The sequence below is a fragment of the Paenibacillus camerounensis genome (genome assembly GCF_000723885.1).
GTDB lineage: Bacteria > Bacillota > Bacilli > Paenibacillales > Paenibacillaceae > Paenibacillus_AQ > Paenibacillus_AQ camerounensis.
In genome coordinates this window covers 34,885-46,981 of sequence record NZ_CCDG010000058.1, presented here as the reverse complement: position 1 = coordinate 46,981, position 12,097 = coordinate 34,885, and the positions used below count along the sequence as shown (strand labels likewise).

At 48.7% G+C, this 12,097-nt stretch carries 11 protein-coding genes and 1 tRNA gene; 10 read left to right on the top strand and 2 right to left on the bottom strand.

Annotated features, from left to right (window positions below):
• Nucleotides 1-396 precede the first annotated feature (396 nt).
• The 9 genes from guaB to BN3772_RS21380 all read left to right on the top strand — a co-directional run bounded on the left by guaB (nt 397) and on the right by BN3772_RS21380 (nt 8,265).
• The gene (guaB, locus tag BN3772_RS21420) at nt 397-1,854 is read left to right on the top strand and encodes an IMP dehydrogenase (protein WP_042202105.1); all 1,458 of its coding nucleotides are present in this window, start codon (nt 397-399) and stop codon (nt 1,852-1,854) included.
• Between the two features lie 122 nt (nt 1,855-1,976).
• On the top strand, nt 1,977-3,380 hold the full coding sequence (locus BN3772_RS21415; protein WP_042202103.1) for a D-alanyl-D-alanine carboxypeptidase family protein: 1,404 nt from the start codon (nt 1,977-1,979) through the stop codon (nt 3,378-3,380).
• Nucleotides 3,381-3,420: 40 nt separating this feature from the next.
• On the top strand, nt 3,421-4,302 hold the full coding sequence (pdxS, locus tag BN3772_RS21410) for a pyridoxal 5'-phosphate synthase lyase subunit PdxS (protein ID WP_042171909.1): 882 nt from the start codon (nt 3,421-3,423) through the stop codon (nt 4,300-4,302).
• Nucleotides 4,303-4,321: 19 nt separating this feature from the next.
• A complete protein-coding gene (pdxT, locus tag BN3772_RS21405; RefSeq protein ID WP_042202102.1) occupies nt 4,322-4,906 on the top strand; it encodes a pyridoxal 5'-phosphate synthase glutaminase subunit PdxT in 585 nt (194 codons plus the stop codon).
• 85 nt (nt 4,907-4,991) lie between these two features.
• Nucleotides 4,992-6,281, top strand: coding sequence for a serine--tRNA ligase (serS, locus tag BN3772_RS21400; protein WP_042202100.1), 1,290 nt, complete (start codon nt 4,992-4,994; stop codon nt 6,279-6,281).
• Between the two features lie 64 nt (nt 6,282-6,345).
• Nucleotides 6,346-6,434 (top strand) — tRNA-Ser (locus tag BN3772_RS21395).
• Nucleotides 6,435-6,564: 130 nt separating this feature from the next.
• Nucleotides 6,565-6,906 (top strand): hypothetical protein, encoded by a 342-nt coding sequence (locus tag BN3772_RS21390; RefSeq protein ID WP_042202099.1) that lies wholly within the window; start codon nt 6,565-6,567, stop codon nt 6,904-6,906.
• A gap of 13 nt (nt 6,907-6,919) precedes the next feature.
• Complete coding sequence (locus BN3772_RS21385) at nt 6,920-7,069, top strand: small acid-soluble spore protein P (protein ID WP_042202097.1); 150 nt, start codon at nt 6,920-6,922, stop codon at nt 7,067-7,069.
• Between the two features lie 104 nt (nt 7,070-7,173).
• Entirely contained in the window at nt 7,174-8,265 is a 1,092-nt protein-coding gene (locus BN3772_RS21380) for a hypothetical protein (protein WP_042202116.1), read from the top strand.
• A gap of 69 nt (nt 8,266-8,334) precedes the next feature.
• Here the strand turns inward: BN3772_RS21380 and BN3772_RS21375 are convergent, their stop codons facing one another.
• Complete coding sequence (locus BN3772_RS21375; protein WP_042202095.1) at nt 8,335-8,907, bottom strand: GNAT family N-acetyltransferase; 573 nt, start codon at nt 8,905-8,907, stop codon at nt 8,335-8,337.
• An 81-nt stretch (nt 8,908-8,988) separates the two neighbouring features.
• A complete protein-coding gene (gene tadA / locus BN3772_RS21370) occupies nt 8,989-9,498 on the bottom strand; it encodes a tRNA adenosine(34) deaminase TadA (protein ID WP_042202093.1) in 510 nt (169 codons plus the stop codon).
• 318 nt (nt 9,499-9,816) lie between these two features.
• Here tadA and BN3772_RS21365 point away from each other — a divergent pair, with 318 nt between their 5' ends.
• Entirely contained in the window at nt 9,817-12,096 is a 2,280-nt protein-coding gene (locus BN3772_RS21365) for an ATP-binding protein (RefSeq protein ID WP_042202092.1), read from the top strand.
• Nucleotide 12,097: the final 1 nt, after the last annotated feature.

Sequence of the window (12,097 nt, the reverse complement as noted above, 5' to 3'; positions counted from 1 at the left end):
AGTAGGACGCTGCCAAGCACATGAAGTCATTGTTGAGTAATCAACAATGGCTTTTTTGTTGTTTTCTAAGGTGAGCTGATCGCAACGATACGAGTGATTTTATTAATGGGTGTCCACTCGATATGGACGTTCGTCCAAGAATTCGCTTACGCAGCGGGCTTTTTTGGAATACCTTCTATGATGATGTAATATTCTTGACAGTCCAAAAACCCTTTGCTAAGATGGCAATAATATATTTTTGGACAAGCATCTCAAACCTTAATTGAAGAGATATATTAATGCAGCTTCGATACTTACGCCGGTGTCTTTCGGATATGGACTCTGTCACTACCGAAGTTTCTTCATTTATAAAGTTTGCGGACGTCTAGAATGACAATTTGAGGAGGAATGACCCAGGTGTGGGAAGATAAGTTTGGCAAAGAAGGACTGACGTTTGATGATGTGCTGCTGGTACCGCGTAAATCCGAGGTACTGCCGAAGGAAGTCGATTTGTCCACGGTTTTGAGTAATAACGTTAAGCTCAATATTCCAGTTATCAGTGCCGGAATGGATACTGTTACAGAAGCTGCAATGGCCATTGCAATTGCCCGTGAAGGCGGGGTCGGCATCATTCACAAGAATATGTCTGTAGAGCAGCAGGCTGGTGAAGTAGACCGGGTTAAGCGTTCTGAAAGCGGCGTAATCACCAATCCTTTTTCTCTCACACCGGATCATCTCGTATCCGATGCGGAACTTCTAATGGGCAAATACCGTATCTCAGGCGTACCGGTTGTTGATGATAATAACAAGCTGGTCGGTATTATCACTAACCGTGATATGCGCTTTATTCATGATTACAGCGCTCCAATTAGCGATTATATGACTCGTGATAATCTGGTAACAGCCCCTGTAGGCACTACCCTTCAGGAAGCAGAGGTTATGCTGCAGCGCCATAAGATCGAGAAGCTGCCGCTGGTCGATGATAACAATATCCTCAAAGGCCTCATTACAATTAAAGACATTGAGAAGGCCATCCAGTTCCCTAACGGAGCCAAAGATGCGCAGGGCCGTCTTCTTGTAGGTGCGGCTATCGGTATATCTAAGGATGCAGCAGAACGCGCCCAGGCATTAGTTGAAGCTGGTGTTGATCTATTGGTCGTGGATTCCGCACACGGACACCACATTAATATTATTGAAGCAGTACGCAAACTGCGTGGACAGTACCCGGATCTAACCATCGTAGCCGGCAATGTGGCAACTGGTGAAGCAACCCGTGATCTGATTGAAGCAGGCGCTTCTATTGTTAAAGTAGGTATCGGGCCAGGCTCCATCTGTACAACCCGCGTTATTGCCGGTATTGGTGTACCGCAAATTACAGCAATCTATGACTGTGCAACAGTCGCACGCGAATATGGAGTGCCTATTATTGCAGACGGCGGGATCAAGTATTCTGGCGAGATTACAAAGGCGATTGCTGCCGGAGCCTCTGCCGTTATGATGGGAAGCCTGTTCGCGGGAACGGAAGAAAGCCCGGGAGAATCGGAGCTGTACCAGGGACGTAAGTTCAAAGTATACCGCGGTATGGGCAGTATGAGTGCTATGAAGCAGGGCAGTAAGGACCGCTACTTCCAGGATGATGATAAGAAGCTTGTTCCGGAAGGCATTGAAGGAAGAGTCGCATTCAAAGGGCCTCTTTCCGATACGGTTCACCAGCTGATTGGCGGACTCCGTTCAGGCATGGGGTATTGCGGAACCAAGAATTTGACTGAACTGCGTAATGATACCAGCTTTATCCGGATTACCGGAGCTGGGCTGCGCGAAAGTCATCCCCATGATGTGCAGATTACTAAGGAAGCACCTAACTATTCCTTATAATCGGGCTAATTTGCTAAAATACGGGCAGGCAGGGCGAAATTCGCACTGTCTGTCTTTTTTTGCAGATACCCCTGTGTTAGAATAGAACAAGCAATGGATATGAGGATTAAAGGAGAGTAGTAATTTTGAAGCACAAGCGTAAATTCAGCAGCAAGCAATTTGTGATCAAGACAGCGACAGTAGGTCTGCTTTTAAATATGTTAGCTTCTCCAGTAAGTTCCGCAGTTTTTGCATCCGAGGTACAGACTCCGGTAACCACCGAATCAGGCACGGCAGCAACAAGTACTCCCGCAGCAAATACGGCAGCTGTAAAGATTCCAACCGTAGAATCACTTGGACTGAACGTCAAATCTGCTGTGTTGATTGAGCCTACTACAGGTGAAGTCCTGCTCTCACTCAATGCAGATCAGGCTATGCCTCCGGCGAGTATGACCAAGATGATGACAGAATATCTTGTTACCGAAGCCGTTAATAATGGCCAAATTTCCTGGGACCAGGTCGTAACGGTTCAGGAGAATGCGGCTAAGCAGATCGGCTCAAGAATTTTCTTGGCGCAGGGGGACCAACATACGGTTAAAGAGCTTTACATAGCAATGGCAGTAGGTTCCGCTAATGATGCTACAGTTGCTCTGGCAGAGCTGGTGTCCGGCTCGGAGCAGCAATTCGTGGCATTGATGAACGAGACTGCCCAGAAGATGGGGATGAAGACAGCCTATTTCATTAATTCCACCGGTCTGGACCGGGCTGATATGCCTGCCAAGTACCGGCCGGAAATAGACCGGGAAACAGTGATGTCTGCAATGGATGCGGCTATTCTTGCTAAATTTATTGTAACGGAACATCCTGATTTTAATGAATTTACAACGATTCAATCCTATAAGTTCCGTGAGCGTGATGCCAAGCCGATGATTAACTACAACTGGATGCTCGAAGCCAATAAGGATATTGCGAACTTTAAGGCATATGCCTATCCGGGCCTTGACGGACTAAAGACAGGACATACTACCAATGCAGGTAACTGCTTCACCGGTACGGCTGTACGCGATGGCATGCGCCTGATCAGTGTGGTAATGGGGGCAGACTCTGAGGCGCACCGTTTCACAGAGACAAAGAAGGTGCTTGACTTTGGCTTTAATAATTTTGAAATCAAGCAGGTTGTAGCTGCAAAATCTGTTATCGCCGGGAATGAAACCGTGCCTGTGCAAAAGGGGAAAAGCGAAAGCGTACCGGTAGTCACAGATGCGGGTGTAACCTTCATGGTGCCAAAAGGAACAGTGAACCCGGCAGTGGAAACGGCGGTTGCTGTTAATGATGCCTCCACACTCGTTGCTCCTATTGCCAATGCTACTGCTGTTGGTAAAGTAACCTATACCTATAAAATTGAAGGCATGGAAAGTGTGCAGCAAAAAACAGTTAATCTGATTACAGCAGAGGAAGCAGAGAAGGCCGGCTGGTTCAAGCTGCTGATGAGAGCAATTGGTGATTTTTTCGGTGATCTGTTTACAGGGATTAAGGATCTGTTCTAAAATTAACTAGATACAGTTAGATAATCGGGGGGCTGGGGACATGGAAACAGGAACATCGCGGGTCAAAAGAGGTATGGCAGAAATGCAAAAGGGCGGCGTCATTATGGACGTCATGAATGCTGAGCAGGCGAAAATTGCCGAAGCTGCAGGTGCAGTAGCTGTAATGGCGCTGGAACGTGTTCCTTCTGATATCCGCGCAGCAGGCGGTGTAGCCCGGATGGCTGACCCAACCATTGTGGAAGAAGTACTCAAGGTTGTTAGCATCCCTGTGATGGCAAAGGCACGTATCGGTCATTATGTTGAGGCTAAGGTGCTTGAATCACTCGGTGTGGACTACCTTGATGAGAGCGAAGTGCTTACCCCTGCTGATGAGGTATTCCATATCGACAAGCGCGAGTTCACTGTTCCCTTTGTATGCGGAGCCAAAGACCTCGGAGAGGCGTTGCGCCGTATTAATGAAGGAGCTTCCATGATCCGTACCAAGGGTGAGCCGGGAACTGGCAACATCGTCGAAGCTGTGCGGCATATGCGCTTTATTAACAGCCAGATCCGCAAAGTCACCGGCCTGTCTAAGGACGAGCTGTACAACGAAGCCAAGACCCTTGGTGTACCTTATGAGCTGCTGCTCGAGGTTCATGAGCTTGGTAAGCTCCCGGTGGTTAACTTTGCCGCAGGCGGAGTTGCCACACCGGCAGATGCTGCACTGATGATGCATCTGGGTGCAGACGGCGTATTTGTCGGTTCCGGTATTTTTAAATCGGACAACCCTGAGAAATTTGCCCGTGCAATCGTTGAAGCAACCACTCACTTCACAGATTACAAGCTGATTGCTGAGGTATCCAAGAACCTGGGTACTCCAATGAAGGGCATTGATATTGCCACTCTGACCCCGGCTGAGCGCATGTCAGAACGCGGTCGTTAATAGAGAGAAGGTTGTCCGGATGAACATAGGAGTGCTGGCGCTGCAAGGCGCTGTTACTGAGCATATTATCAGCATAGAGAAGACTGGTGCACAGGGGCTGCCTGTTAAGCGCGTGGAGCAGCTTGAGGAAATTCAGGGCCTGATTATCCCCGGCGGTGAGAGTACAACCATTGGCAAGCTGATGCGCAAGTACGGTTTTATTGAAGCAATACGCAACTTTTCTAACCAGGGTAAGCCTATCTTTGGTACATGTGCCGGGATGATTGTACTGGCAAAGAGAATTGCCGGAGATGAAGCCGCTCATCTGGAGCTGATGGATATTACCGTGGCCCGGAATGCCTTTGGCCGTCAGCGGGAAAGCTTTGAATGTGACCTGGATGTAAAAGGAATTAACGAGCCCGTCCGCGCCGTCTTTATTCGCGCTCCGCTGATTAGTGAAGTAGGTCCTGGTGTTGATGTGCTGACAGTCTATAATAACGAGATTGTCACAGCACGCCAGGACAACCTGCTGGTATCCTCTTTTCATCCGGAACTGACAGATGATTACCGGCTGCATCAATATTTTGCCGATATGGTAGAGGCAAGGGCTGCAGCCAAACAATAGAACTGCATATAAGAACAATCTGACTCTTTCAATGCTGTAAACAGCAATTTGAAAGGGTTTAGGCTGTTTTCAGGAGGGAAACTTTGTGCTAGATGTAAAAGTATTGCGCAATGACTACGCTAAAGTAGAAGAAGCGCTTAACAACCGAGGTAAATCGCTTGACCTGATTGCCGGATTCCCGCAGCTTGACCTGCGCCGGCGTGAACTGCTGCAGGAAACAGAGGGCCTTAAGAACCGCCGCAATGTTGTTTCCGGCGATGTAGCCAAGAAGAAAAAGAATGGTGAGCCGGCTGATGATCTGATTGCAGAGATGCGTACTGTATCTGACCGGATTAAAGAGCTGGATGATGAAGTACGTGAGCTAGAAGTACAGATTGATGAACTGACGATGAGCATCCCTAATATTCCTCATGCTTCAGTGCCTGTAGGCAAATCTGAAGAGGAAAATGTCGAGGTCCGCCGCTGGGCTCAGCCGCGTGAGTTCGGATTCACGCCGAAATCCCATTGGGAGCTTGCGCAGCAGCTGGATATCCTGGATTTTGAAGCTGCGGCCAAGGTTACCGGCTCCAGATTCGTATTCTATAAAGGCCTTGGAGCACGCCTGGAACGTGCATTGATTAACTTTATGATGGATCTGCATAGCGGCGAGCATAACTATGAAGAGATGCTGCCGCCTCAAATCGTTAACAAAGACAGCCTGTTTGGTACAGGCCAGCTGCCGAAGTTTGAGGAAGATCTGTTCAAGCTGCGTGATACAGAATACTATCTGATCCCGACTGCTGAAGTACCGGTCACTAACTATTACCGCGAAGAGATTCTGACAGCTGCAGATCTGCCGAAATATTTTGTCGCTTATAGCTCCTGTTTCCGTTCTGAGGCAGGTTCGGCAGGCCGTGATACCCGCGGTCTTATCCGCCAGCATCAGTTTAACAAGGTAGAGCTTGTAAAGCTCACTACGCCGGATACCTCCTATGAGGAGCTGGAGAAGATGACAGCGGACGCTGAGCGCGTACTGCAGCTGCTGGAGCTGCCATACCGTGTACTGGGACTATGTACGGGGGACATGGGCTTCACTTCAGCTAAAACGTATGATCTGGAAGTATGGCTGCCGGAGAGCGGCATGTACCGTGAGATCTCTTCTTGCTCGAATACAGAGGATTTCCAGGCCCGCCGGGCCAACATCCGTTTCCGCAAAGAGCCTAAAGCAAAGCCGGAGTTTGTTCATACGCTGAATGGATCGGCACTCGCTGTAGGACGTACTGTGGCTGCTATCCTGGAGAATTACCAGCAGGAGGACGGCAGTGTGCTGATTCCGGAAGTACTTCAGCCGTATATGCGGAACGTAAAAGTAATCACTCCAAAAGTTTCTCAATAATACTTGCATATTAATCAGGTTATGTGGTATAATTCCTAATGCATGTGAAATTTGTATGCATTATGGAGAGGTACCGAAGCGGTCATAACGGGGCGGTCTTGAAAACCGTTAGGGTGCAAGCCCACATGGGTTCGAATCCCATCCTCTCCGCCATTTCCTTTAAAGTCATTGATATGCAGATAGAAGCCGTTCTCTCAGGAGAACGGTTTTTTTGTATTCGGCCGGCAGGAATAAAAATCCGCACTTCTCCGCAATGTAATAGAGAAGGAGGATGATACTAACAATGAACCGAGACATGCAGTTAGACCAAAACACGCTTGTTTCAGCCTGGCAGGAACGTTTGCCTGAGCTGATGAAAGACGGGGACAGCTTCAGTCTGCAGGGGGATGCGGCGGATCCGGGCAGCCTGCTTATTCATTTCAATGCGGCCGGCCATCAGGCTTATTCTCTCGACTTCCGCTGTACCTATGTGGACAGCCGGGAGGTTGCCGTAAATTTAATTGATGTGGAGCAGGGCGGACAGCATACGGATGAGCGTACTGATGCTGTCCCGCAGCTGGCGCAGCAATATACCAGACGGATTCACGAATGTGCCCAGGCACTGCAGAATTTGACCAACCCTTAGGAGGAGATGTAAAATGAGCAAGCCGAAAAGTATGCCCGTACCTGGAGCGGATAATAATCAGCAGTCCGGCAACGAGCGTCATTCACCCGGACCCAAGCCGTTATCCGGCTCCAAAAAGGTAAAACAGGCCAATCATGTGGACCATAATAACCCGCAGGGATAGAGTGAAACCGGGACGATATGTGAAACGTAATGTTTCTCGTATTTACTAATTGGTTTATCATTAACATGGGGAAGTAATATTTTTACATGGGAGAGGAGATCAATATGATTAAAAAGTGGGGGCTATCAGCTGCAGCATTGCTGCTAACGGCTGCAGTAATTCTACCTGGATGTGCAAGTAAAGAATCACCTAAAGAGGCAATATCGTCGTCTGCCAACAAGGCTTTAACGATGAACTCTTATGAAATGAAGAGTGTACTTACCGTAAACAAGCTGAGTATTGATGCACCAGCGGGCGCCAATGATGATACTACGGGTATGGTACTTAATATGCTGCAGAACGCAGATATTTCCATCAATGCCGTTCATCAGTCCGAGCCGATGCAGACTGAACTAACAATGGTGCTGAATCTGAAGGGGGACATGGCGATGTCCTTCAACATTCCAATGGTACTGACCGGTGACAAGATGTATGTCAAAATCCCGTCCATTCCGTTCCTGCCGCTTCCGGAGACGGTCGTAGGCAAGTTCCTGGAGCTTGATCCGCAGGAGCTGGCTGCGCAGCAAGGAGTTGCTGTAACACCGGGCACGACCATAGATACCAAAAAGGTTCAGGATCTCTCCAATGAAGTGCTGAGCACATTGCTTGGCGAATATGACGAGGAAACCTACTTCAAGAATGTAAAGCCTGAAGAAGCAGGAATACCGGAAGAGGTAGATGCCAAGCAGGTCGTTCAGTTCCAGGTGACGAACAGTAATGTCAAGGAAGCCTTGACCATCCTGGTAAACAATGCGCTTCCTAAGGTTATTGATGTTCTGAATAAAGAGGAGTACAAAGAGCTGCTGAAAATTGACGAGACCAAACTGGCAGAGGTCAAGCAGGAGCTGCAGTCCGGTGAAGCCCGGGCAGAGTTCGACAAGAGTGTAGCGGATCTGGATTCCTATCTGACCGTTAACAACTTCCAGCTGAATACAGCCCTTAACGGAGATGACTTCCCTGAGTATCAGAACCTGCTCATGGATGTTGTGGTTAAAAATCCGGAGCAAGGACAGAACATTAACCTGTCACTGACCGGAAGCAACCAGTACAGCAAAATCAATGAGAAGCAAACCTTCGTGATCGGTATCCCGCAGGACGGGGACGTCATAACAATGGAAGAGCTTCAGCAGCAATTTGGAGCAATGAGCACGTACTAATTTTTATCTATCAGAAAAGACCTGCAAGGTGCTGAAATGCACTTGTGCAGGTCTTTTCTTTTTGTTAATTCAGAGCACAGGCCTGTCTGCCGGAGAATCATCCGCGAGAATACCATACGTCCGGTGATCCTGCCATTCCCCGTTAATTTTAAGATACCGGCGGGCGGTACCTTCCGCTTGAAATCCGCTTTTCTCCAGCACCCGCCGTGAAGCGTCGTTATGTAGCAGTATTGATGCCTGAACCCTGTGCAGGGCAAGTGCACGGAAAGCATAATCCAAAACCATTCCTACGGCAGCGGTCATATGTCCCCTGCCTTGAATGGCATAATCAATAAAATATCCCAGGTCTGCATATTGCGCAACTCCGCGCACCAGATTGGAGAGGGTGATTTGGCCAATCAGCTGCCCATCGGCCAGGAAGATGCCGAACATGTAAGCCCTGTCCTGCTCGGCATCACTCAGACGCTGCCTTAACAGCAGCTTCTGGCTTTCAAGTGTATAATAGTCTGCTTCACGAAGCGGCTCATACGGCTGGTGATGTGCTTGGTTACGCAGGCGCAGCTGGAGCAGCTTATCGGCATCCTGCAGCTGCAAAAGAGAAAGATAAATACCTTGAGTATGATTGTTGAGCGTGAGCTCCATTGCGGGAAAACCTCCTTTTTAGCATGAATAATATTGTGTGACAAGAAGCTTAAGCAGTCAACCGCTACAGCTGTTAATCCGTTAAGACTTGGGCGGCTTCCGGCGCAGCTGGCGGAAAAAGGAGGTGAGCAGCTCAGCGCATTCCTCCTGAAGCACCCCCTGGATAATTTCAGTCCTGTGATTGAATCGCGGTTCTTCAAGCAGGTTCATAAGGGTGCCTGCACAGCCCGCTTTAGGGTCTGTGGTTCCATATACAGTAAGCGGCAGCCGGGATTGGACCATCGCCCCTGCACACATGGGACAAGGCTCTAGTGTAACATAGAGCTGGCAGTCCAGCAGCCTCCAGGAGTTAAGCGCAATGCTTGCCTGGCGGATTGCCACCATTTCGGCATGCGCAGTAGAGTCCAGTGTCGTTTCCCGCAGATTGTAGCCGCGCCCGATAATCTCCCCGTTGCGGACAATGACTGCACCGATAGGCACTTCGCCTAAGCTTTCCGCTTTATGCGCTTCTGCAATCGCCTCTTTCATCCAGAATTCATGAAGGCTCCGTTCATTCTCCGGCAATTCGCTGCTGTGAATATTCAAGCTCATCTTTCCTTTCCTATATCAATCCTTGTACAACGAACAAATATTCGTTCTGAACAAATTGTGCATAACTCTGTGGATAACAAGCTACTTATACACAATTTTGTACACACCTACGCTTAATAAAATGTTTATATGTGAATAGCCTGTGGATAGTGTTCATTATTTCCCTCATTATTGTAGAGAAACTGCCTCCAAAATACAACGTCTGCCCGGGGATAAGAGGCTCTTGAAGGCTCTTTTCAAATAGAGGGGCAGAAGGTATGATATTTATGAACCACCTGCTTGATTTTTTTACCAGCTGATAAGAGGTGAATATACAGCTTGTCCATAAAAACTAAATTGTCAGCGATCATTTTTGGTTCGGTATTATTGATACTGGGGCTTAATCTGACGCTGAATCTATATGCGGCACGTAATAACTTGCTTACAGAGAGCAAAAATAATATGAAGACCACGGCCATGCAAATCGCTGTTTCTGTCGAGCAGAGCAACTACAGCTCGAATTATGTCCAGCAGCAGATAGCCCAGAACCTGCGCCTTGCGGCCATTCTGGCAGCAGGAGAGCTTGATCCGGATATTAATAATGTAAGCAACTCACAGCTGAAGCTTCTGTCGGACAAGCTGGATGTATCTAACATCTCGCTTCTTGTCCAGACTGATGATGACATCATAGTGGCTAAATCCTCAGATCCTGCCGAGCTTGGCTTGTCTACCAAGGGCATGGGTTTTTGGTATGTGGCTTTTCTTGAGCTGTTTGCGGGACAGAGGGTATCGGTTCAGCAGGGACAGACGTTTGAGAACTTCTGGTCAGGGCCGTTTGAATTCTCAACCTCAAATCCTGAGTTTATAGAGAAGTGGGGATATTACCGTGACCCGTCAAGAAACTATATTATAGACCCTTATATCCGCAGCACAGCGGTTAGTGATTATGTGAGGATTATGGAGCCTGAGGAGATTGTCCGGCGCTCCAAGGAGGTCAATCCCGGACTTCTGGAGATTACGGGGATGAATCCGAAGACCTTTGGCTCTGAGTCTATGCAGCCGGACGGTACAGACAGCGTCAATCATAAGCTGCGCAACCGCCCCATCCGGTTCGGAACTTATATTTTCGGGAACATTGATGAAGATAAAACAGCTATGATGACGGCGATACGGAAGGAAGCTCCGGTTACAATCGATACTTCAGCCCTGGGGAAAAGAGTGCTAAAAAGCTTTATCCCGGTTGCTCTGCCGGGTAACGATGACTATGTCATCAGCGTAGTTATGGATTATTCGGTGATTTCCTCCGTAATCAAAGAGGAGCTTGTCAGTAATATTACAACCTCAGTGCTGCTGCTAATCATTTTTTTCATTTGCAGCTATGTACTGTCCGGGATTGTTACGAGACCGATTAAGGCCATTCTGCGCAAGGTTAATGATGTAGCCAAGGGGAATTACGAATCCCCGCTAAGCGTAGCAAGCGGGGATGAGCTGGGCCAGTTGGCCAGCCGGATTAATGCAATGACCGCTCACCTGCATGAGCATACCAATGAGCTTGGACGGGCGCTTGAAGAGAACCGGGCTGTAAAGGAGCACCTGGAGTCGGTCATTAACGGGACATCCGATGCAATCCACACAGTTGATATGGAGGGGCGGATCACCAGTACGAATAAGGCTTTTGAGAAGCTATACGGCTGGAATGCTGCGGATGCGAGGATTAAGCCGCCTTATCTGGTACCGGCAACCGTACAGAAGCAGGAGGATATAAGACTGCAGGAGCTGAGGGCTGGAGCTGTTCTGCCGCCGGTGGAGACGCTCAGGCTGAAGCGCGACGGATCGGTAGTAGAGGTCAGCGTGAGCACTTCCATGATTCGGGATGAGGAAGGCCAGCCCCAGGCCTTTGTTCATGTATCACGTGATATGACCGAACGTAACCGGATTGAAGAGCTGCTCAGACGCTCGGAGAAATTGACGACGGTAGGCCAGCTTGCGGCAGGAGTAGCCCATGAGATCCGTAACCCGCTGACCACACTTCGCGGATTCCTGCAGCTTCAGAAGGAGAAGGGCATTCTTGTACCTCTGCATATTGAGCTAATGCTGTCTGAGCTTGACCGGATTAACCTGATTGTGAGTGAGTTTCTGATTCTGGCCAAGCCGCAGGCGGTGCACTTTCAGGAGAAGGATGTGAGGCATATCCTGAATGATGTTATTTCCCTGCTGGACAGCCAGGCGCATCTGTTCGGAATCGAATTTGAATCACAGCTGTCCGGGAAGCCCGCAATAGTGCATTGTGAGGAGAATCAGCTGAAGCAGGTCTTTATCAATATCGTCAAAAATGCCATTGAGGCTATGCCCGAAGGCGGTACCATTACCGTTTCGCAGCGGATTGAAGGAAATTCTGTTATCATTGTAATCTCAGACGAAGGCGAAGGAATTCCGGAAGAAATGCTGCCTAAGCTGGGAGAGCCCTTCTTCACCAACAAGGAGACAGGAACAGGGCTCGGGCTGATGGTTAGCCAGCGGATCATCCATGCCCACAAAGGCGCTATGGAAATCAGCAGCGAGTACGGCAGCGGGGCTGAGATTACTATCATATTGCCAGTATTATATAATCAGGCCTAAT

What these genes read in the sequence shown, in the direction of transcription:
- pdxS (WP_042171909.1), top strand. Translation starts at nt 3,421, where the DNA reads ATGGAAACAGGAACATCGCGGGTCAAAAGAGGTATGGCAGAAATGCAA.
- pdxT (WP_042202102.1), top strand. Translation starts at nt 4,322, where the DNA reads ATGAACATAGGAGTGCTGGCGCTGCAAGGCGCTGTTACTGAGCATATT.
- BN3772_RS21390 (WP_042202099.1), top strand. Translation starts at nt 6,565, where the DNA reads ATGAACCGAGACATGCAGTTAGACCAAAACACGCTTGTTTCAGCCTGG.
- BN3772_RS21385 (WP_042202097.1), top strand. Translation starts at nt 6,920, where the DNA reads ATGAGCAAGCCGAAAAGTATGCCCGTACCTGGAGCGGATAATAATCAG.
- BN3772_RS21380 (WP_042202116.1), top strand. Translation starts at nt 7,174, where the DNA reads ATGATTAAAAAGTGGGGGCTATCAGCTGCAGCATTGCTGCTAACGGCT.
- BN3772_RS21375 (WP_042202095.1), bottom strand. Translation starts at nt 8,907, where the DNA reads ATGGAGCTCACGCTCAACAATCATACTCAAGGTATTTATCTTTCTCTT.
- tadA (WP_042202093.1), bottom strand. Translation starts at nt 9,498, where the DNA reads ATGAGCTTGAATATTCACAGCAGCGAATTGCCGGAGAATGAACGGAGC.